Below are 20,075 nucleotides of genomic sequence, written 5' to 3'. Positions count from 1 at the left end.
AAAAGGATACTGTCATGACTCACTCCCCTCAGATCAAGATCCCGGCGACTTACATGCGCGGCGGTACCAGCAAGGGCGTGTTCTTTCGTCTGCAGGATCTGCCCGAGGCCGCGCAGGTGCCCGGCGCCGCGCGCGACGCGTTGCTGATGCGCGTGATCGGCAGTCCCGATCCGTATGGCAAGCAGATCGACGGCATGGGCGGCGCGACGTCGAGCACGAGCAAGACGGTGATCATCGCCAGAAGCACGCGGCCCGATCACGACGTGGATTACCTGTTCGGGCAGGTGTCGATCGATAAGGCGTTCGTCGACTGGAGCGGCAATTGCGGCAATCTTTCCGCCGCGGTGGGACCGTTTGCGATCGGCGCGGGACTCGTCGACCCAGGCCGGATTCCGCGCGACGGCGTGGCGACCGTGCGCATCTGGCAGGCCAATATCGGCAAGACGATCATCGGTCACGTGCCCATCACGAATGGCGTGGTGCAGGAAACCGGCGATTTCGAACTCGACGGCGTGACGTTTCCGGCGGCGGAAGTCCAGCTCGAATTCATGGACCCGGCCGCGGAAGAAGAGGGCGGTGGCGGTTCGATGTTCCCGACCGGCAATCTGGTGGACGACCTCGACGTGCCCGGCGTCGGCACGCTGAAGGCCACCATGATCAATGCCGGCATTCCGACCATTTTTATCGAAGCAGAAGCGATCGGTTACAAGGGCACGGAGTTGCAGGACGCGATCAATAGCGATGAAAAAGCCCTCGCGATGTTCGAGACGATCCGCGCGCACGGCGCGTTGCGCATGGGCCTGATCAAACAGCTCGACGAGATCGCGACGCGGCAGCATACGCCGAAGGTGGCGTTCGTCGCGAAGCCGGCGGATTACGTCGCGTCGAGCGGCAAGCCGGTGGCCGCGAAAGACGTCGATCTGCTCGTGCGCGCGATGTCGATGGGCAAGCTGCATCACGCGATGATGGGCACGGCAGCAGTTGCAATCGGCACGGCCGCGGCGATTTCCGGCACGCTGGTGAACCTGGCTGCCGGCGGCGGCGAGCGCGAGGCGGTGCGGTTCGGGCATCCGTCGGGGACGTTGCGCGTGGGCGCCGAGGCACGCGAGCGCGACGGCGAGTGGACGGTCACGAAGGCGATCATGAGCCGCAGCGCGCGTGTGTTGATGGAAGGATGGGTGCGCGTGCCGCCGGTTGGTTAAGAGGCGATGTGAAGAAGATGGTGTAGTGTTCGGATGGATTAGCCGATATATCTATTCACGAACGAGGCGCCGTCATGATCACCGAAATCATCTTCTTCAAACTTACACCGGACGTCGATCACCAGACGTTAATGGAGCGCTACTTAAGCACCGCGGTAAAGTGGGCGCACAACCCGGATCTGATCCAGAAGTATTACTACTACGACGCGGCCACGCACGAAGGCGGCGGCGTGTACATCTGGCGCACGCGCGAAGCGGCCGCGCGCTGGCACGACGACCAATACAAGGCGATGGTCGAGAAGATCTATGGTCATCCTCCCGTGATCAGAGTGCTCGACGCGCTCATTCATGTCGATGCGACTCAGAACAAATACGAAGTCATCGGCGAGTCGCGGTGAATGGATGTTGAAGAGTCGGACGGTTGCCGGGGGATCTGAGTGGACGGGGATAGCGCGTTTGCACGCTGCGACGTGCGACTTGCTTTGTGGACGCCGGCAGATCTACACCCTCAAACAAGCATCTGCCGAATGCGCTGCAACAGAAAGCGCCAAAGCGCCTGCTGAGAGGCATCACGTTTGAGGCCATCCAGCGACGTCAGCCATAAACCGATGTAGTGCCCCGGCGCCTTTTCCGATACGCGACTCAACCCCGGTTCGCGTTCTGCCAGTAGACACCACAAAGGCGCGATTCCCGCTCCGGAGAGCACCGCACTCTTCAGCGACTCCCATGAGTTCACTCTCGTACTGATTCGCGCATTCTCCGGCGCATATTCATTCATCCAGGCCGCGAACGACTTGGGAATGTCTTCGCTCCATCCCACCCAGGCCTGTGCCGAAGGGTGATCGTCCGGCAATCCGGCTGCCTTGTACACCGCGACTTCCAGACTGCCAACGAATTCGCAGTCCAGACGCGAGGGTTGATCGTACGCGACGCAAATTCCCAGATCGGCTTTGCGGCTAATCACCGCATTCATCGGATCGCTGACGTTACTCACCTCGATGTTCACCAATGGATGAAGGTGATGAAACGCCATGATCTCGGCGATAAAGACATCGCCAAACGAAGAGGACACAGCCAGACGAACCAGTCCTTCAAGACTACCTTCCGGACGTTTCAACTGGGCACTCAATAAGCGGACCTGCTCATCCAGACGCTGCGCGACATCGAGCACCGCGCGACCCGCCTCCGTCTGGTGATACTCCTTGTCGATCTGGGTGAATAGCTTGGCCCCCACACTCTTTTCCAGTGCATCGACGCGGCGGCTGACCGTGGTTCTGTCCACACCGAGTTTCTTACTGGCGGCCTGGTAAGAGCCCGATTGCACTACAGCCAGAAAATATCGCAGGTCGTCCCAATCTATCATTTTTTGTGGTGTGCAAATTTGCACGACGGTGTGCAAACAAACTCATTTTCAGTGATGAAACGCGTCTCTATACTGGCCTCGTCTTTAAACCATGTCGATAGATTTTTCGATAAAGATAGATCACGTCCATAAAAACTGGAGACAGCAGCATGATCGCATACGCAAAGATTATTTCAAGAATGCCGACGCGTTACGCGCGCGGATGGCATTGCTTTGGCCTGGAACGGGAAATTAAAAAAGGCGAAATCGCGAGCCTTGAAGCATTCGGGACAAAACTCGTGGCCTACCGCGGCGACGACGGTAAAGTCCGCGTGTTCGACGGCTATTGTCCGCATATGGGCGCGGACCTCGCGCTCGGCACAGTGAAGGGAAACACGCTGGAATGCCCGTTTCATTCGTGGCAATGGGGTGAGGGTGGCCAATGCCAACATATCCCCTATGCATCGCGTATTCCGCAAAAGGCTCGCATTCGCGAATGGCAAACGATGGTCGAGAATGAACTCCTATTCATTTGGCATGACCACGAAGAACTCCCGCCGATCGAGGAGCAACGCATTCCTCCCCATCGTTGCTGTAACGAAGAGGGCTGGTCGGATTGGGTTGTCATCAGCCGTCCCGCCAATACCAACTGCCGCGAGTTGATCGACAATCTTGCCGACGTTTATCACTTCGAGCCCGTTCACGGTTCGCCGGTGAGCAGTTTTATCAATGTCGCGGAAGGACATACCTACTGCCAGATGCTGACGGGTGGTAATCAACTGATCGGAACGGGCGACAGTTTGCGCAGCATTGCTTTTTACCATGGGCCGTCTTACGTCATTGCGGAAATGGATGCCGAGATGTGGGGGCACCGCCTCGAATGCATCATGATGATTGGCAGTGTACCCATCCATCAAGAGAAGTTCATGATGCACTTCGGCATGAAAGTGCGAGCTGTACCCGGCCTTTCTTTCTCCGAGAATCAGAAACTCATAGCAGCGTACATTGCCAACGGTCAGGAAACCTTCTTCCAGGATCTGCGCATCTGGGACGGCAAAAAGCGCGTCGACAACCCGATTCTCTGCGATGGCGATGGCCCCGTCTATCAACTGCGCGACTGGTACAACCAGTACTACCTGGATCGGGATCAAGTGCCGCAGTCGGTCAACGAGAAGCGTGTATTCGTGACCCGCCAGCGTGACGATACCGAACAGTGGCTATTGGATGCGCACAACTACGACCTGAAGAAGAACCCGCCTATCGGTATTGTCCGCTCGTATGACGAGCATCGAAAGGCGACTGCGGCGGCGTCCTGATCCAGCAAGAATGGGAGTAACGAAGATGTCCGATGATTTTTTCGCAGGCAAGTATCCGCGCGGCTGGTTCGGTGTTCTCTTTTCGGACGAGCTTCAGGTCGGGCAAGTCAAATCGCTGCGCTATTTCGACAAGGAACTTGTCGCGTTTCGCGGCGAGAATGGCGAGGTGGCGATTCTCGACGCGTTTTGTCCGCATCTGGGCGCCCATCTCGGCGATGGGAAATGCGATGGCAACACGATCGTGTGTCCTTTTCACGCGTGGAAATTTTCGCAGTCCGGGCAATGCGTGGAAGTCCCGTACGCGAAGCGCATTCCGCTGAAGGCCCAACAAGGCGCGCTGCGACCTTACCTGGTGCGCGAGATCAATCAGATCGTGCATCTATGGTTCGATCCGGAAGGGGGCGCTCCGACGTGGGACGTGCCGACAGACGAAACGATGAACGATAGCGAGAACTGGACCCGTTGGTATTTCAAGCGCTGGCGAGTCCGAACCCAAGGTAAGGAGATCATCGAAAATCTGGTCGATGCGCCGCATTTCACCTATGTGCACGGCTCGCCGATCGAGGAGATCACGGTCGACTTCGATGGTCACGTGGCGTCGCAAACGTCAGTCATCGGCGGTCACGCCACGCTTGGCGATACATTGCTGACCCGCGCGACCTACTTTGGGCCGGGTGTGCAGCACGTCACGATGAGCGGGACTTACGCAAGTACGCAAGTCAACATCCATACCCCGGTCGATACGGAATATGTGGATGTCTGCTATGGCATCAAGATCCACCGCGACCCCACGCTGCCGGATACCGATGATATTGCGCGCGAGTACGCACGTTTCGCTCACGACGCTTTCGATCAGGACGTGGTGATCTGGCAAAAGAAGATCTATCGCCCGGTACCGCTACTGTGCGATGGAGACGGTCCGCTCATTCAATTGCGGCAGTGGTATCGGCAGTTCTTTGAAGCGGCCGATCTCGTGCAGTCGGATGGTGATCGATAGAAAGCGCTAGCCGCAGGAAATGAAACGCCCGTGCATCACAAGCGCGGGCGTTTCCGCGTCAACATTCATAGGAAAAACGCGAGTGCTGGCCGCATGCGCCGCTTCACCACGGAATCTGATCCTGCTCGAAGTAGAAGCGCCCGGACGGACCGGATGGATCTTGGGTTGCCAGCCAGACGATACCCGCCGCCGCCTGTTCGACGGTGCGATAGCCCGAATGATTGTTGAAGTCGGTGGCGGTATAGCCCGGATCGACCGCATCGACCTTGATGCCGATCGACGCCAGCTCTTTTGCGAACGACAGCGCAATAGCGTTGAGTGCCGATTTGGAACTGTTATAGCCGAGGATATTCACGCCATAGAACTGGTTAGCTGGATCGGACAGCCAGCCTAGCGATCCCAATCCGCTGCTCACCATCACGACGTTGGCACGGCCCGCGGACTTCAGCAGCGGTAAAAACGCCTGCGTCACACGGATAGGGCCAAACACGTTGGTCTCGTACACCGAGCGGATATCGTCGATCGATTGTGCGCTGGGCGCCGCTTTTGCCTTGCCCGGAATGCCGGCGTTGTTGATCAGCACATCGAGCCGTCCGTCTTCGTCCTGAACGCGTGCCGCGGCGGCCTGAACGCTATCGTCCCGCGTGACGTCGATGGGCAGAAGCCGGACGTCGTGGCCTTCCGCTATCAACGATTGCACCGCTGCCTCGCCTCGCGAGGCATCACGACAGCCGAGCCAGATACGGTAACCCAGACGGGCGAGCTGGCGAGCTGTTTCGTAGCCGATGCTCTTGTTGGCGCCCGTGATCACAACGGTTTTGCTGCTCATGTCTTTCTCCTTGAAAAAGGTTCTGTCGTCACTGTAGTGGTGTTCGGTGTGTTTTGATAATCACGCTGAAACCGAATAGACTGATCGGCATGTCGAACAATCCCAACGACGAATCCGGCCTGAATCTACTGACGGTATTTCTTGCCGTCGTGGAGGCCGGTGGCTTCCGCGCCGCTGCTCAACGGCTGCGCCTTTCTCCGTCCACCGTCAGCGAAAGAATCGCGCAGCTCGAAGCGCAGTTGGGCGTACCGCTGCTGATCCGTACCACGCGCAGCGTCATGCCGACGGAAACGGGCCGCGCGCTCGCCGGTCGCGTGGCGCCGTTATTGGCGGAAACGCGCGCCGCGCTGCACGACGCCGCAAGCTCGCAGCAAGTCGTGCGCGGTCTTCTGAAGATCAATGTGACGGGCGCGGTGATGGTCGACATCCTGCCGCCGATCATCGATCGATTCCTGCAAGCGCATCCCGAGGTGCGGGTTGAAATCATGGTGGACGACCGGCTCGTCGATATCGTGGCGGCTGGTTGCGACGCGGGCATCCGTTACGGCGAGCATCTCGCGCAAGACACCATCGCCGTGCCGATTGGACCGCGTTCCCAGCGGATTGCGTGGGCCGCCGCGCCGGGTTATCTCGCCGCACGCGGCATTCCCCGACACCCGGACGACCTCTTGAGTCACGATTGCATCCGTTTGCGCTTTTCGAGCGGCGCGCTCGTTGAATGGCGATTCAAGCGCGGCGACGAAGCGGTGAGGATCGACTCTCCGGGACGTCTCATCGTCGGCGTGGACGGCGCGGCCGCGGCGATTGAATTCGCCTGCGGCGGACGCGGCGTGATCGGGACTTTCGAAAACTGGTTAGCCCCGCACCTGGAAAGCGGCGCGCTCGAACCGGTTTTGCAGGAGTGGTGGCATGCATTCGAAGGGCCGCAACTGTACTTTTCGAGCCGGTTCGTGTCCGCGCCATTGAGAGCGTTCATCGAGCTGATCAGGGAGGAGCAGAGCGCGTCCGGCGGCGCTACGCGTAGTGGTGAGCGAGAGCATCGCTAACTGTCCGGGGTGCGTCCCAGCAAGCGCTCCAGCATGGGATCGGTCAGCGCGAACCCGACCGCGCGCGACGCGCGGCACATGGCTAACGTGATTTCAACGGCCACGTCAGGCGCACCGTAACCGCGGCGTCAGCATTTTGTCAGGCGCAGGATCGTATAACGCGCGCGCCGTGTAAAATAGCGGCCCAGAGTTCCGGCAATCAACCCGATTTTCCCCGCACGGCAAAAGCGTTGCAGGCCCACGCTGCCGAACGATCGCCAATTGGAAACGGAAACTCCCGCCGGCCTTTCGAACCAGAACCGTTTCTCCATGCCGAAGGCGCAAACGTTCGGCCGAAATCGAATTGGCAATTTATAAAAAGGATTTCGATGCAAGGCATTTCCGTTGTCGTTCCCGTGTACCGTTCGGCTGCAACGCTCCAGCCCCTCGTCGAGCGGCTGACGCCCGTTCTGCAACGGGTCGCGGAGCGCCATGAAATCATCCTCGTGGAAGACGGCGGACTCGACACGTCCTGGAATGTCATCGAAACGCTCGCGCAAGATAATCCGCGGATCAAGGGCATCCGGCTCAGCCGGAATTACGGTCAGCACAATGCGCTGCTGTGCGGCATCCGCGCGGCCAATTACCCGGTGATCGTCACGCTGGACGACGACCTGCAGCATCCGCCAGAGGAAATCCCACGCCTGCTCGCCGAACTGGAAGCCGGTTTCGACGTCGTCTACGGCGCGCCCGAACGCGAGCAGCATAGTTTTCTGCGCGACAAGGCGTCGATCATCACCAAGATCGCGCTGCAGAATGCCATGGGTGCGCAGACCGCGCGCCACGTCAGTGCGTTTCGCGTTTTCCGTACCGGGTTGCGCGACGCGTTCGCCGCTTACCAAAGCCCGTTCGTTTCGATCGATGTGCTCCTGACGTGGGGCACCACGCGCTTCACGCACCTCCAGGTTCGCCACGATCCGCGCAGCGTGGGCGTGTCCAATTACACGCTGCGCAAACTCTTCACTCACGCGATGAACATGGTGACCGGCTTCAGCACCGTCCCGTTGCAGATCGCCAGCTTTGTCGGTTTCGGTTTTACGGCATTCGGGATTGCGCTGTTCTGTTACGTGCTCGCACGCTATTTCATGGACCGGACCACGGTTCCCGGTTTTCCGTTTCTCGCTTCGATCATCGCGATCTTTTCCGGCGCTCAATTGTTTGCGCTCGGCATGATTGGCGAATACCTGGCTCGAATGCATTTTCGCAGCATGGGGCGACCCGCCTATGCGGTCGCGAGCACGCTGAACCGTGCCGAAGAACCGGTCGCGCCGAACCGTGCAGAGGGAGCGGCACAGTGAAAAAGCTCACGCTCTTCCTGATGACGAAGAAGGGCTACACGCTGCTTGCCGATCTCATCGAACAGTTTCATCCGTTGTTCGAAGTGGTGGTCATTGGCCGGGATGCCTCGCTGGACAACGACTATCACGACGAGATTGCCGGCCTGTGCGCGCAATACGGATTGCGTACGCGCGAGCGCATGCCGGATGCGCCGATCGACACCGAATTCGCGATGGCGGTTTCATGGCGTTGGATGATCGATTTTCCAGCCGAGCGGCTCATTGTTTTTCATGATTCGCTTCTGCCGCGCTATCGTGGTTTCAATCCGCTCGTCTCCTGCCTGATCAACGGAGAGGCGCGGGTTGGCGTCACCGCATTGCTGGGTGCGAAACACTATGATGCGGGTCCGGTACTTGCGCAGTCGAGCACGCAAGTCGCGTATCCGTGCACGATCGCCCGCGCTATCGACCTTATTGCCGTGAATTATCGCGAGACGGCGGAGTGCGTGCTGCGGCAATTGGAGAAGGGCGACTCGCTCAACGCGATTGCGCAGGACGAGCACCTCGCGAGTTTCAGCCTCTGGCGGGACGACGAAGATTACCAGGTGCGATGGGCGCGCCCGGCGGACTGGCTGGCCCGTTTCATCGACGCGGTGGGCGCACCTTACAAAGGCGCATTGACGCTGGTCGACGGCAAGCCCGCGCGCATTCTTGCCGCGCAAGCGCTGCCGGACGTGCGGATAGAAAACCGCGAGGCAGGAAAAGTGATCTGGATGGACGGTGCTTTCCCGGTCGTCGTTTGCGGCGAGGGACTGCTTCGCGTGACCGAACTGATAGACGACGATACCGGCGCGTCGTTATTGCCGCTCGAACGCTTTCGCGTCCGCTTTGCCTAGCCGTTCCATGCAGACAAGCAAGCAACTGGCAAGATTCGTCGCGGTCGGTATAGCGTCCAATGCCATTCTGTACGTGTTGTACCTGGCCGCCACGAGTATCGGCATCGGCCACAAAGTCGCAATGACCGCGCTGTTTGCGCTGGGAATCGTGCAGACCTTCGTCTTTAACAAGAAGTGGTCGTTCCAGCACAGCGGGTCGAATGGATCGGCATTTATCCGCTACCTTGGCGCGTATTGCGCGGCCTACTGCATCAACCTTGCGGCGATGATGATCTTCGTGGATCGTTATCACATTTCGGATCGACTCGTGCAAGCCGTCATGATCGTTGTGGTCGCCGCTTTCATGTTTGTCGCACAACGTCTATGGGTCTTCCCGGCGTCTAGCCGGTCTTTTGCGGAACAGGAATGAAAGTTTGTCCAGGATGTGGAGAGGCTAACGTCGACGATGCGTGGCATTGCGGCGCTTGCGGCGCAACTGCGCCGACCGTGGGTGGTGTTCTCTCGTTGAGCCCCAGCCTGTCGAATTCGACCAGCGGATTTCGTCCCGAATATTTCGAACGTCTTGCCGAAGTCGAAGAGCGCAACTTCTGGTTCAGGGCGCGCAACCGGCTCATCGTCTGGGCCGCTTCTCGATACATGACGCCCGGCGCGCATTTCTGCGAGATCGGTTGCGGCACGGGCTACGTATTGTCGGGACTCGCCAATGCCTTCCCCGCCACGCAATTTTCCGCCACGGAAATCTACCCGGAGGCGCTGACTTTTGCTGCTGGACGCGTGCCGCGTGCATCGTTCTATCAGATGGATGCGCGGCATATTCCGTTCGTTCGCGAATTCAGCGTAATGGGCGCGTTCGACGTGATCGAACATATCGAGGAAGACGAACGCGTGCTGTCGGAAATGCATCGTGCCCTCGTACCGGCAGGGCATGTGATCCTCACCGTCCCGCAGCATCCGTTCATGTGGAGCCAGCAGGACGAGCAGGCGTGTCACGTGAGGCGTTACCGCGCGGCCGAAATTCGTCAAAAACTGCAGGACGCCGGATTTACGGTCCGGTTGATGACTTCGTTCGTCAGCCTGCTGTTTCCGCTCATGTACCTGACACGGCGGCGCCCTCGTGTCGACGACGCTGATTACGACATCACCGCCGACCTTCGACTCGGCCGGGTCACGAATGGCATCCTCGAGGGCGTCATGGCCGTCGAAAGTGCATTTATCCGGTGGGGCCTGCGCATTCCATTCGGCGGCTCCCTGCTGATTGTGGCTCAAAAGAACAGCTGAGATTAATGATGACCGCTCCCTCTTTCGCGATTCCATTCAATCGTCCGTACATGACGGGCAAGGAAGTCACTTACATCGCCGAGGCCCATGGGTTGGGACACCTCGCCGGCGACGGACCGTTCACCAAACGCTGCCACGCGATGCTGGAGGCCAGCACGGGTTCGCTGCAGGCATTGCTGACCCACTCGTGCACGGCCGCGCTGGAGATGGCCGCGCTGCTGCTGGATCTGCAACCCGGCGACGAAGTGATCATGCCGTCGTACACATTTGTGTCGACGGCCAATGCGTTTGCCTTGCGCGGCGCCGTGCCCGTCTTCGTCGATATCCGCGCGGACACGCTCAATCTCGACGAACAGCTGGTGGAAGCGGCCATCACGCCCCGCACCCGCGCCATTGCCGTCGTCCATTACGCGGGTGTCGCGTGCGAAATGGACACCATCCTGGCAATCGCCGACCGCCACGGTCTCATCGTCGTGGAAGATGCGGCTCAAGGCGTGGTGGCGACATACAAAGGGCGGCAACTGGGCGCCCTCGGCCAGCTCGGCGCATACAGCTTTCATGAAACGAAGAATGTGATCAGCGGCGAAGGCGGTGCGCTGCTCGTCAATCGCGAAGACTTGCGCCTGCAAGCCGAGATCATTCGTGAAAAGGGCACCGATCGCAGCCGTTTTTTCCGCGGCGAAGTGGACAAGTACACGTGGCAGTCGATCGGGTCGTCTTTTTTGCCGAGCGAACTGACGGCGGCATTTCTATGTGCCCAGCTCGAAGAGGCCACCGATCTCACCCAGCGCCGGCTCGCGATCTGGGACACGTATCACGCGCTGCTCGCGCGGTTCGAGACGGCGGGCGTGCTTAGGCGCCCGGTGATTCCGGCTGAATGCGTGCATAACGGCCACATGTACTACGTGATTCTGGACCGGAAGACCGATCGGCAACGTGTTCTCGGCTCGCTGAAATCGGAAGGCATTCACGCGGTGTTTCACTATGTCCCGCTCCATTCCGCGCCGGCCGGTCAGAACCTCGGACGCTCACATGGCGAACTGCCGGTGACGGACGACATGTCCAGCCGTCTGATCCGCCTGCCGATGTGGATCGGTCTGACGAACGAACAGCAGGTGCATGTCGTGGACGCACTTGCCCGAGCCATAGAGAACGCCGGCGGCCACTAATCGCATTAATCGATTTTCTGCCGGATATGTTTTTCCTGGCTAGCGACAATAACTTTTCATGACATCAAAGCCCGCCGATTTGCAGAGCAAACAGAACTCGTTCTTTCTCATTGCTCTGGTTGTGATCGTATTGACTGTGTTTCTGGCGATCGTGGCGGCGGGCTTATTCGTCCCCGTCTATAGCGACGAAGCCGCCACGAAAATGATGCGTGGGGCGTTTTTCTCGAATGGCTGGGAGTACAACACGCTCCTTCCCCAGTGCGATAGAAACTATTTGCGCAGCGTTCCCGCGCTGCTGTATCCAGGCGCGTTCGTCTATGACATCGTCTATGGTCACGCGACGCCGCTCGGCATACGTCTTCTCGGCATGATCGCCGATCTGTGCTGGCTCGCGCTCACCGCGACCGCCGTCCGCATACTGACCAAGCCGAAGCAATTGCACTGGGCATTGCTCGCCGCCATCGCGTCGATCGTCGGACTGGGCGTGCTGCCAATGACGATGGTCATGGCGCGCGGCGAACAGGTCATTCTGCTGCTCCTGATCGCATTCCTGTGTCTGCCTGCGTTGACGGCACGCATTGCAGGGCGCACAGGCACGAGTGGCCGAGAGGGCCGCGTTGGCCTGATTGCCAGCGTGATCCTGTTTTGCGTTGTGGTTTCCGCCTTCTTCTACACGCACCCCAAAACCCTGTTCTTCATTCCGGTGGTGTTGACGTCGTGCGTACTGTGTTTCTGGCGGCATAGCCGCGCATTGGCGCTTGTGCTGGGCGCGTTCGTACTCGCGACGGTGTGGCAAAGCCTGCTTTTCGCGAGTGCCTTGACGAAGTGCCCCGGCGCACCAATGTTTTCGTCGCAGTGGCTTGCACTGATGACGCCGCCGGGTCTGTTGCTTTCCAATCCGCTGGCATTCGTCTGCGCGCTTTGGACGAATGTTCTCTCGGCGCCTGGCGCCATGCTCGATCAACTGGTTTTTGCCGACCAGTATCAGTCCGCGTGGCTGGCGGCAGCGCCGGGCGTCGCCGCGCTACCGCTAGTCGCGTGGATCAACCCGTTCATTCGCGCCGTGGTGATCGCGGCATTCGGTGTCGCCGCGATTTTGCCGCCGCTGGGTTTTGTGCTGAAACTGCGGTCGCGTCGACTGGATGGTCCGACGTGTTGTATCGCGGCCCTGTGGCTCGGTCTTTTCGGCCATATGGCCATGTATCGCTTGTGGAACTTCTATACCGGTACGCTCGCGATTCCGCTTGCGGCGCTGCTTGCCGTCCTGTCTCTCGCGGCGCTCGGCTCGCTGTTGCCGGCGCGAATCTTCAGAACGCTCACTCTCGCCGTGCTGCTGCCGTTGACGCTGCTCTTCGTGGGTAGCGCAGGATTGCTGTTGTCGAAAGTCATGCCGCCGACGATCGCTAATCTGCACGCCGCACCGGTCGGATTGCCGGGGCAGCCTCTGTCGATTCCGGCGCTGGGCTATGGCCGACAGCGAGACCAGATTCGCGCGTTTGCCGCGCAATGCCACATTCAGGGCGACGGCGCTCGTCATCTGGTGATCGACAACCTGACCTTCTTTGCCTTCGACGGCCTGCGCGAGCCATTGCAGTCGGACTACATCAACGATCAGGCGTTCGGCATCGACTATCCCGGCGAGGCATCGATCAAGATGTTGAAAGAGGCCGGGGCGCACAGCGTCGTTGCGCAGTGCGGATTGCTGTCGCCGACGCTATTGAAGCACGCCCGCCGCGAGGGCAATCTCTGCTGTCTTCAACTTGACTGAGGGTAATGGTGCGCCTTGAACGGGCGCTACCCAGTGCGCGCTCAAAGCATCGGCAACATCCCGCGAATATGTTCTGCAAAGACCGCGGTCAAATGTGAAGGCCGTCCCCGTTCGAACTTCAGCGAAATGCCGATACTCGGCAGCGCCGGCAATCCCGGGTCGTCGTGAATGACGCAAAGATCTGAAGCGACAGCGGTCTGCGTGACGACGGCTAAAGCCTGACCTGATCGCACCAACGCAGTCAACCCTGCGAGACTGCTGCTCGCATACGCGATGCGATACGCGCGCCCGGCACGATTCAACGCCTCGCAAGCCGCGACGTGGTCGAGCGTATCGGGATCCGAAAGCGCCAACGGCAACGGATCGAAATGCGCGGCATTCATCCCTGCGCAGCCCACCCATACCAGCGGTTCACGCCGGATCACATCGATGTCCGGTGTCTCTTCCGGCAACGAAATCATCGCGAGATCCAGCGCGTGCATGTCCAGTTGCTCGATCAATCGCGGCGTGGGCGCACACACCACTTCCACCAGCGCCTGCGGATGCTGGCTGGAAAACTGCCGCAATAAATGCGGCAGGAAAACCGCTGCGTAATCGTCGGGGCAACCGAACCGGATGGTCCCCGACAAGCCCTTTCCCGACAGATCGGCCAGCGCCTCGTCATGCAGACGCAGGATCCGCTGGGCGTGGACCAGCAAGCGTTCGCCGGGATTGGTCAACACGACGCCCCGCCCGGTGCGCTGAAACAGCGGCTGATCGACGATTTCCTCGAGGCGCTTCATCTGCTGGCTCAACGCAGACTGGGTGCGCCCGACGCGACTGGCGGCGCGACTCAAGGCCCGGACTTCAGCCACGACCACGAACGAACGCAGCAGATCGATTTCGAGTGAGAGGCTCAAGATATTAGTCTCGCTTCTAGCTTCCATAAGAACTATTCGTTTCCATGAAACCAGAGAGCCACCTAGACTGCAAGCTATTCCCGTCAGCAGCCAAGGAGAAGCAAGGTGTCCCGCAACGACGACGCAACGTTCTGGCGCAACGCCAGGCAGCATCTCATCCGCTACGGCGGCACTTTCGAGCCGATGATCATCGAGCGCGCACAAGGCAGTTTTGTCTACGACGCGGAGGGTCGTGCGATTCTCGACTTCACGTCGGGGCAAATGAGCGCGGTACTCGGACACAGCCATCCGGAGATCGTGTCGGTCATCAACGAGTACGCGGGCAAGCTCGATCACCTGTTCAGCGGCATGCTTTCGCGCCCCGTGGTCGATCTGGCAACCCGTCTCGCCGAGATCACGCCCAATGGTCTCGACCGCGCACTGCTGCTCAGCACCGGGGCGGAGTCGAACGAGGCGGCCATTCGCATGGCGAAGCTCGTCACGGGAAAATATGAAGTAGTCGGCTTCGCGCAGTCGTGGCACGGCATGACCGGGAACGCCGCGTCCGCCACGTACAGCGCCGGACGTAAAGGAGTGGGACCGGCGGCGGTGGGTTCGTTTGCGATTCCCGCACCGTTCGCCTATCGCCCGCGGTTCGAAAAGAACGGCGAATACGATTGGCTGGCGGAATTGGACTATGCGTTCGATCTGATCGACCGGCAATCCAGTGGCAATCTCGCGGCGTTCATCGCGGAGCCGATTCTCAGCTCGGGCGGCATCATCGAATTGCCGGAAGGTTACATGGCGGCGTTGAAGCGCAAATGCGAAGAGCGCGGCATGCTGCTGATTCTCGACGAGGCGCAGACCGGCGTGGGGCGTACCGGCACGATGTTCGCCTGTCAGCGAGACGGCGTGACCCCGGACATTCTCACGCTATCCAAGACGCTCGGCGCGGGTCTGCCGCTCGCAGCCGTCGTGACATCAGCGCAGATCGAGGAACGCGCGCACGAATTGGGCTATCTGTTCTATACGACGCACGTGTCCGATCCGTTGCCGGCCGCGGTCGGCTTGCGTGTGCTGGATGTGGTCGAACGGGATGGACTGACCGAGCGTGCCAATGTCATGGGCGCACGGCTCCGACGTGGTCTGCTCGATTTGATGGAGCGTTTCGATTGCATCGGCGATATTCGCGGACGCGGCTTGCTGCTCGGCATGGAGATCGTCAAGGATCGCCGCACGAAAGAGCCGGCCGACGGGCTCGGCGCGAAGATCACCCGCGAGTGCATGAACCTGGGGCTCAGCATGAATATCGTGCAATTGCCGGGCATGGGCGGCGTATTCCGTATTGCGCCACCCTTGACCGTCAAGGAGGAAGAGATCGATCTCGGCCTTGAGTTGCTCGGGCAGGCGATCGAACGCTCGCTGTGACCGTTCCTCTCGCTTGCAACTAATCGGCAACTAATCGGCAACTAATCGGCAACGCATCTGCAATGCGGTGGCAATTCACCGAACTAACTGCCGCTCACGTGGGTTCGTCGCCAAACAGCAAACGTTGAGGCAGGTTCTGAACGGGAGGCAGAGCGCCGCCGTTGGCGGCGCTTTCCAGTATCCACACCCGGTCGAACGTCGTGGAAGGCCAATGCGGCACCGGCGGCACGGCGCCCAGCGCGGTGACAAGTTCGGCAATCGTGCCGTGGTGCCAGCAGACCAGCACCTGTTTGCCGGCATATTGATTGTCGCTCGTCAGTAGGGCGGCAAGCTTCGCATAGTCCTTGTCGGAAAAGCTGTGGTCGATCTCGACGCCAATCTGCCGCGCCAACGGCGTGATGGTTTCCACCGGCCGATTGCTATGCTGCGACGCCCTGGTCGCGAACAGAAAGTCTATTTTTCCGAAAGTCGCCGGCGCGTAGGGTGCCAATGCGCCGGCGCGTTCATATCCTCGCGTGGACAGATCGATGCCGTCCGAGCTCGCATCGACCGCCGGGTCGCCGGGTTTTTCGCCGTGGCGAATGATCAACAGTTTCGAGGGTTTCATCACGGCATCCTTTTCCGAAGAGCCAGCACCAGCGGAGAACTCGGTGTTCTATTTGCTCGGCCACAAATAGCAGTATTGCTGACTATCTTCCAGGCTCGGGCCGACCGTCCCGTCCGCCGCAATCTCTTTCAGCCAGCCATTCGGATCTTGCGGTGTGGGCGTATCGCCGCAATTGGTGTGAACCCAGTGAATGCCGCCCTGGTAGGGAATGCCGCACAATTCCAGCCGGTCTCCCACCGCGATGCTGTCCAGCGGCGGCGGCACGACGGGCGTGTTCTGCTGATAACCGGATGCGAACACGTTGTCGATCGCGACATCGTAGTTCTGTCCGTCCGCGTCGCCCTTGATGGTCACATGCGTGTGCGAGAGCTCGACGCCCTTGAGATACGTGCCGTGTTTGAACTTCGGCGGAGAAACGACCTGACCGACCAGCAATGTTCCCGCGTTGGCGCTGCATTGCTGCGCGTCGTCGGCATGGGCGCTGCCGGAGAGGGCGGCGAGTGCGAGAGAAAGACCAAGCGAAAGACCCGACGACGCAATGTATCGCCGCGCTCCATGGTGTTTGCGAAAGTTTAAAGCCGACACGGCGGATGCTCCCTGAGTGTTTTGATTTGACGACGCTGCCGCGGTGCTCACCAGGAGAACAAAATGATGCGGAAAAAGTTGTCTCCGAGCCCGCTTGCTCAATACGCATATCTACTGCACTGGAACGCAGCGGCAGTGTAGAGGATGGCGTTTATGAACGACAAGCTGTCTTTGTGTTTTTCTTTTTCCGTAAAACTTGCGTAATGTGAATCGGCTTATCGGTAAAGTTAATCGAGCATTCGGATGCCTTTCGATTCGAATAGAAGTGCATTCGAAATCGATGCAAGATAATTGCCGTATGCCTATTGACAGCCATGCTGCACAGCACGCAGATTTGCGTGGCGTCCTCATCACGTCTCATCGCGCCAGCAAGAGTGATGGCCGCACCATCCAACGAACGGAGACACGCCATGCAGAAGAAGCACAACGCCCGGTCAAGATTGGGCGGCATTGGATTCCCGCTAGTCGTTGCATCTGTCCTGACCCTGCTGTCGCTCAGCGGTTGCGGTAACAACAGTATTAATCCGCCTGTGGCCACGCCGCTCAGTTGTGCGCAACTCGCCGGTAAAACGGTACCGGCGGCATCCATCGGTTTGCCTACTACGGGCGCAACGGTCACTGCCGCGGTCACGATGCCCGCGTCGGGTACCGGCGCGCAGGCCACGGGGGAATACTGTCTCGTCAGCGGTGCGATCAATCCGGTCGATCCGGCAGCGCCGCAAATCAAATTTCAGGTCGCGATGCCCACCGTCTGGAACAACAAGATCATGATGTTCGGCGGTGGCGGTTATGACGGCACGATTCCGGCGCCTACCGGCAATGTACCGGCTGGTCCGATTGCGCAACTCACGCCGCTCGGCCGAGGCTACGCGACCTTCGGCAGCGACTCGGGGCACCAGGCGAATGCGCTCGGCAGCGAGGACGGCTCGTTCGGCGTCAATGACGAGGCCGTGCAGAACTTCTCCGGCGACGCATTGAAAAAGACCCGCGACGCAGCGGTCTATCTGATCGACGCGCGATACGCAGTCAATGCGCCGAAGCGGGCCTATTTCGCGGGCGGTTCATCAGGTGGCCGCGAAGCGCTCGCGGTGGTGCAACGCTGGCCGCAAGACTGGGATGGATCGATCGTGCTGTATCCGGCCTGGGCGGCCGCGAGTCTCGACCTGCAGTTCGGCCGCATCACGCGTGCGTTCGCCGCGCCCGGCGCGTATCTGGATCAAGCCAAGCGTCAGGTGCTGCTCAACGCGGTGCTGGCGACCTGCGACGCCCTGGATGGCGTAGCGGACGGATTGATCAGCAACGTGGCCGCGTGTAATGCAACGTTCAATCCGTCGACGGCGACGCTCAACGGCACGCCGTTGCGGTGCCCGGGCGGCGCGGACACCGGCGACACGTGTCTGTCCGATGCGCAGATTGCCGCGCTCAACGTGTACAACACGCCGATCACGTTCGGCTATCCGTTAGCCAGCGGGGAGACGCAATTCCCGGGATTCAACGTGTACGGTGCGGATCTCGGCGTTGCGAATGCCTCGCCATTGCAACCGACAGTGACAGTGCTGGCCATGGGCACATCGCAACCCGCTTCGCCGATGCCCAACACGGCGCCGTACATGAGCGTGTTCTGGGATCAATGGATACGCTATTTCGTCACGCGTGATCCGAACTACAACTCGCTGACTGTCGATCCGCAAAACCCAGGCAGCCTGCAGACGCGTATCAGTCAGTTGACCGCGTTGCAGGACGTCAACAAAACGGATCTGTCGGCGTTCAACGCAAAGGGCGGCAAGATCCTGATGGCGCATGGCATGGCCGACGCACTGGTCAGCACGCGTTCGAGCGAGCAGTACTATCAACGCCTTCAGGCGACCATGGGCGTTTCCGCCGTTGCCAATTTCGTGCGGTTCTACGAGATTCCAGGTTACGGCCATGCGGTCAGTTCGGTCTTCAACGCTTCGTGGGATTCGCTCACGACGTTGGAGAACTGGGTCGAAAACGGCGTCACGCCGCCCGCGCAGACGGTCGCGGATACGGCGGGCGTGCCGGGACGCACGCGGCCGCTTTGCGAGTACCCGACCTTCCCGCGCTATAACGGCGCGGGCGATGTGAATGCCGCGTCGAGTTTCACCTGCGCGTCGCAATGACGTGTTGATGTAACGCGGTCGTGACGTACTCTTCGTTGCCGCGCGATGTCATGCGCGGGAACGAAGGTCACGTGCCTGACTAATTGCGTGGCGTGAGATAGCGTGTGACGAGCCGCGTGGTTTCCATCGCAAGCGATTCGATCTGCGATCGAGTCGCCTGCATTTGCACTGCACGGTGGGCGAGTGCCTCGAGTGTTGTGGCAATCAATATCGACGCCGTGGCGAGATCGATCTCCGGCGCGATGTCCGCGGGATATCTCCCCAGCGCCGCTTCGATGATTCCGACCGTGGCTTGCCTCACGACTTCGGGGCGATCCGCCACGCCAAGTCGCGGTGCGAGTTCGATCACGCAGCGATGGCGTTCCGGCGTCACGTGATCCGGCGCAAATGCGAGGTCCACCAACGCGCGAATGCAATCGTCCAATGACGGACAGCGCTGCGTGTCCAGCGCGTTGCCGAACGCGGTCAAGAATTCCTCGCAGCTTCGCTCTACTACCGCGACGGCCAGCGCCGCCTTGTTCGGGTAGTACTGGTACAGCGTGCCGATGCTGACACCTGCGCGGGTCGGCGACGCGCGCCGTCGTGAAGCTTTCGTAACCTTCGTCGAGCAAAACCTGAATAGTTGCCTCGACGATTGCGTCGACCGTGACCTTCGCACGGGCCTGACGCGGCGATTTCCGTGGGTTTACGTCCATTTGCCACCCGATAAGCGTGCGCGAGAAAAGCGAATAGTCAGCGAGACCGATTTGTCCGATATTCGAAGGACGCAATCGATGGGCGTCGTAACGGCGACATCCCTGCGATGAATGTACTGCGTATTCGAATCCCGCAACAACCCATTCCGATGAGGAGCTACCGATGAACCTGCATAACCGTGACGAGATCTCGTCAGCGCTGGACCTGAAGGACATGTGTGTTCTGCTTGCACGAGACGGAAGCATGAACCCCTATACGAAGATTGCCGCCGCGAAGCTGAATGCGGGCAACGACCTGGCCTTGATGGATGGTCGCATGCTCGCGCTTTATCGCGTGAACGACTCGAACGATGTGCATTACCCGGTTTGGGAAATGCACCCCGAGGGCGACGAACTGCTCGTCGTCGCCGACGGTTCGATGTCGGTAGAGCTTCGTGATGGAGAGGCGAGCGGCTTGACGCGCCTATCGCCGCATGCGGCGTTCGTGGTGCCGGCGATGACGTGGCATCGGCTGATCGTGCACGAGCCGTCGGTACTCATGGTGATTACGCCTCGACACAATACCGTGCATGAAGCCTAACC

General features: G+C 59.9%; 20 protein-coding genes. 14 read left to right on the top strand and 6 right to left on the bottom strand.

What is annotated here, in order from left to right; all coding sequences use genetic code 11:
- Nucleotides 1-14 precede the first annotated feature (14 nt).
- Both prpF and LFL96_RS24320 read left to right on the top strand, forming a co-directional pair.
- Nucleotides 15-1,202 (top strand): 2-methylaconitate cis-trans isomerase PrpF, encoded by a 1,188-nt coding sequence (gene prpF, locus LFL96_RS24325; protein WP_281003252.1) that lies wholly within the window; start codon nucleotides 15-17, stop codon nucleotides 1,200-1,202.
- A 74-nt stretch (nucleotides 1,203-1,276) separates the two neighbouring features.
- Nucleotides 1,277-1,600, top strand: coding sequence for a YdhR family protein (locus LFL96_RS24320; protein ID WP_281003251.1), 324 nt, complete (start codon nucleotides 1,277-1,279; stop codon nucleotides 1,598-1,600).
- Between the two features lie 110 nt (nucleotides 1,601-1,710).
- Here the strand turns inward: LFL96_RS24320 and LFL96_RS24315 are convergent, their stop codons facing one another.
- The gene (locus tag LFL96_RS24315; protein ID WP_281003250.1) at nucleotides 1,711-2,601 is read right to left on the bottom strand and encodes a LysR family transcriptional regulator; all 891 of its coding nucleotides are present in this window, start codon (nucleotides 2,599-2,601) and stop codon (nucleotides 1,711-1,713) included.
- Between the two features lie 113 nt (nucleotides 2,602-2,714).
- On the opposite strand from LFL96_RS24315, the gene LFL96_RS24310 reads away from it, so the two are divergent.
- Nucleotides 2,715-3,860 carry a Rieske 2Fe-2S domain-containing protein gene (locus LFL96_RS24310; protein WP_281003249.1) on the top strand — a complete coding sequence of 382 codons (1,146 nt, stop codon included), beginning with the start codon at nucleotides 2,715-2,717 and terminating at the stop codon, nucleotides 3,858-3,860.
- Nucleotides 3,823-4,857, top strand: coding sequence for a Rieske 2Fe-2S domain-containing protein (locus LFL96_RS24305; RefSeq protein WP_281003248.1), 1,035 nt, complete (start codon nucleotides 3,823-3,825; stop codon nucleotides 4,855-4,857). Before LFL96_RS24310 ends, LFL96_RS24305 begins: the two co-directional genes overlap by 38 nt.
- A 103-nt stretch (nucleotides 4,858-4,960) precedes the next feature.
- Here the strand turns inward: LFL96_RS24305 and LFL96_RS24300 are convergent, their stop codons facing one another.
- Nucleotides 4,961-5,686 (bottom strand): SDR family oxidoreductase, encoded by a 726-nt coding sequence (locus tag LFL96_RS24300; protein WP_281003247.1) that lies wholly within the window; start codon nucleotides 5,684-5,686, stop codon nucleotides 4,961-4,963.
- Between the two features lie 89 nt (nucleotides 5,687-5,775).
- Here LFL96_RS24300 and LFL96_RS24295 point away from each other — a divergent pair, with 89 nt between their 5' ends.
- The 7 genes from LFL96_RS24295 to LFL96_RS24265 all read left to right on the top strand — a co-directional run bounded on the left by LFL96_RS24295 (nucleotide 5,776) and on the right by LFL96_RS24265 (nucleotide 13,159).
- The gene (locus LFL96_RS24295; protein ID WP_281003246.1) at nucleotides 5,776-6,732 is read left to right on the top strand and encodes a LysR family transcriptional regulator; all 957 of its coding nucleotides are present in this window, start codon (nucleotides 5,776-5,778) and stop codon (nucleotides 6,730-6,732) included.
- 230 nt (nucleotides 6,733-6,962) lie between these two features.
- Entirely contained in the window at nucleotides 6,963-8,069 is a 1,107-nt protein-coding gene (locus LFL96_RS24290; protein ID WP_281003245.1) for a glycosyltransferase family 2 protein, read from the top strand.
- Nucleotides 8,066-8,944, top strand: coding sequence for a formyltransferase family protein (locus tag LFL96_RS24285; protein WP_281003244.1), 879 nt, complete (start codon nucleotides 8,066-8,068; stop codon nucleotides 8,942-8,944). Before LFL96_RS24290 ends, LFL96_RS24285 begins: the two co-directional genes overlap by 4 nt.
- A gap of 7 nt (nucleotides 8,945-8,951) precedes the next feature.
- Nucleotides 8,952-9,353, top strand: a complete 402-nt coding sequence (locus LFL96_RS24280) for a GtrA family protein (protein WP_281003243.1) — start codon at nucleotides 8,952-8,954, stop codon at nucleotides 9,351-9,353.
- Between the two features lie 95 nt (nucleotides 9,354-9,448).
- Nucleotides 9,449-10,222: a class I SAM-dependent methyltransferase gene (locus LFL96_RS24275; protein ID WP_281003242.1), complete on the top strand. Its 774-nt coding sequence runs from the start codon at nucleotides 9,449-9,451 to the stop codon at nucleotides 10,220-10,222.
- 5 nt (nucleotides 10,223-10,227) lie between these two features.
- The gene (gene rffA, locus LFL96_RS24270) at nucleotides 10,228-11,391 is read left to right on the top strand and encodes a dTDP-4-amino-4,6-dideoxygalactose transaminase (RefSeq protein ID WP_281003241.1); all 1,164 of its coding nucleotides are present in this window, start codon (nucleotides 10,228-10,230) and stop codon (nucleotides 11,389-11,391) included.
- 58 nt (nucleotides 11,392-11,449) lie between these two features.
- Nucleotides 11,450-13,159, top strand: coding sequence for a hypothetical protein (locus LFL96_RS24265; protein ID WP_281003240.1), 1,710 nt, complete (start codon nucleotides 11,450-11,452; stop codon nucleotides 13,157-13,159).
- Between the two features lie 41 nt (nucleotides 13,160-13,200).
- Here the strand turns inward: LFL96_RS24265 and LFL96_RS24260 are convergent, their stop codons facing one another.
- Nucleotides 13,201-14,085 carry a LysR family transcriptional regulator gene (locus LFL96_RS24260; RefSeq protein ID WP_281003852.1) on the bottom strand — a complete coding sequence of 295 codons (885 nt, stop codon included), beginning with the start codon at nucleotides 14,083-14,085 and terminating at the stop codon, nucleotides 13,201-13,203.
- A 78-nt stretch (nucleotides 14,086-14,163) separates the two neighbouring features.
- Between LFL96_RS24260 and LFL96_RS24255 the strand changes: the two genes are divergently transcribed.
- Nucleotides 14,164-15,465, top strand: a complete 1,302-nt coding sequence (locus LFL96_RS24255) for an aspartate aminotransferase family protein (protein ID WP_281003239.1) — start codon at nucleotides 14,164-14,166, stop codon at nucleotides 15,463-15,465.
- A 94-nt stretch (nucleotides 15,466-15,559) separates the two neighbouring features.
- Here the strand turns inward: LFL96_RS24255 and LFL96_RS24250 are convergent, their stop codons facing one another.
- On the bottom strand, nucleotides 15,560-16,072 hold the full coding sequence (locus LFL96_RS24250; RefSeq protein ID WP_281003238.1) for a histidine phosphatase family protein: 513 nt from the start codon (nucleotides 16,070-16,072) through the stop codon (nucleotides 15,560-15,562).
- Nucleotides 16,073-16,120: 48 nt separating this feature from the next.
- Nucleotides 16,121-16,708: a hypothetical protein gene (locus tag LFL96_RS24245; RefSeq protein WP_281003237.1), complete on the bottom strand. Its 588-nt coding sequence runs from the start codon at nucleotides 16,706-16,708 to the stop codon at nucleotides 16,121-16,123.
- 359 nt (nucleotides 16,709-17,067) lie between these two features.
- Here LFL96_RS24245 and LFL96_RS24240 point away from each other — a divergent pair, with 359 nt between their 5' ends.
- Nucleotides 17,068-18,798 carry a tannase/feruloyl esterase family alpha/beta hydrolase gene (locus LFL96_RS24240; RefSeq protein ID WP_281003236.1) on the top strand — a complete coding sequence of 577 codons (1,731 nt, stop codon included), beginning with the start codon at nucleotides 17,068-17,070 and terminating at the stop codon, nucleotides 18,796-18,798.
- A gap of 79 nt (nucleotides 18,799-18,877) precedes the next feature.
- Here LFL96_RS24240 and LFL96_RS24235 read toward each other — a convergent pair whose 3' ends face one another.
- The gene (locus LFL96_RS24235; protein WP_281003851.1) at nucleotides 18,878-19,267 is read right to left on the bottom strand and encodes a hypothetical protein; all 390 of its coding nucleotides are present in this window, start codon (nucleotides 19,265-19,267) and stop codon (nucleotides 18,878-18,880) included.
- Nucleotides 19,268-19,737: 470 nt separating this feature from the next.
- Between LFL96_RS24235 and LFL96_RS24225 the strand changes: the two genes are divergently transcribed.
- A complete protein-coding gene (locus tag LFL96_RS24225; RefSeq protein WP_281003235.1) occupies nucleotides 19,738-20,073 on the top strand; it encodes a cupin domain-containing protein in 336 nt (111 codons plus the stop codon).
- Nucleotides 20,074-20,075: the final 2 nt, after the last annotated feature.

It is taken from the genome of Paraburkholderia sp. D15, from assembly GCF_029910215.1.
Classification (GTDB): domain Bacteria; phylum Pseudomonadota; class Gammaproteobacteria; order Burkholderiales; family Burkholderiaceae; genus Paraburkholderia.
This window is presented reverse-complemented; position numbering and strand designations above follow the sequence as displayed.

Bases quoted from the DNA above. Each gene is read 5' to 3' on its own strand.
- LFL96_RS24300 (WP_281003247.1), bottom strand. From the start codon at position 5,686: ATGAGCAGCAAAACCGTTGTGATCACGGGCGCCAACAAGAGCATCGGC.
- LFL96_RS24225 (WP_281003235.1), top strand. From the start codon at position 19,738: ATGAACCCCTATACGAAGATTGCCGCCGCGAAGCTGAATGCGGGCAAC.
- rffA (WP_281003241.1), top strand. From the start codon at position 10,228: ATGATGACCGCTCCCTCTTTCGCGATTCCATTCAATCGTCCGTACATG.
- LFL96_RS24305 (WP_281003248.1), top strand. From the start codon at position 3,823: ATGACGAGCATCGAAAGGCGACTGCGGCGGCGTCCTGATCCAGCAAGA.
- prpF (WP_281003252.1), top strand. From the start codon at position 15: ATGACTCACTCCCCTCAGATCAAGATCCCGGCGACTTACATGCGCGGC.
- LFL96_RS24260 (WP_281003852.1), bottom strand. From the start codon at position 14,085: ATGGAAGCTAGAAGCGAGACTAATATCTTGAGCCTCTCACTCGAAATC.
- LFL96_RS24320 (WP_281003251.1), top strand. From the start codon at position 1,277: ATGATCACCGAAATCATCTTCTTCAAACTTACACCGGACGTCGATCAC.
- LFL96_RS24310 (WP_281003249.1), top strand. From the start codon at position 2,715: ATGATCGCATACGCAAAGATTATTTCAAGAATGCCGACGCGTTACGCG.
- LFL96_RS24295 (WP_281003246.1), top strand. From the start codon at position 5,776: ATGTCGAACAATCCCAACGACGAATCCGGCCTGAATCTACTGACGGTA.
- LFL96_RS24280 (WP_281003243.1), top strand. From the start codon at position 8,952: ATGCAGACAAGCAAGCAACTGGCAAGATTCGTCGCGGTCGGTATAGCG.
- LFL96_RS24240 (WP_281003236.1), top strand. From the start codon at position 17,068: ATGCAGAAGAAGCACAACGCCCGGTCAAGATTGGGCGGCATTGGATTC.
- LFL96_RS24265 (WP_281003240.1), top strand. From the start codon at position 11,450: ATGACATCAAAGCCCGCCGATTTGCAGAGCAAACAGAACTCGTTCTTT.
- LFL96_RS24250 (WP_281003238.1), bottom strand. From the start codon at position 16,072: ATGAAACCCTCGAAACTGTTGATCATTCGCCACGGCGAAAAACCCGGC.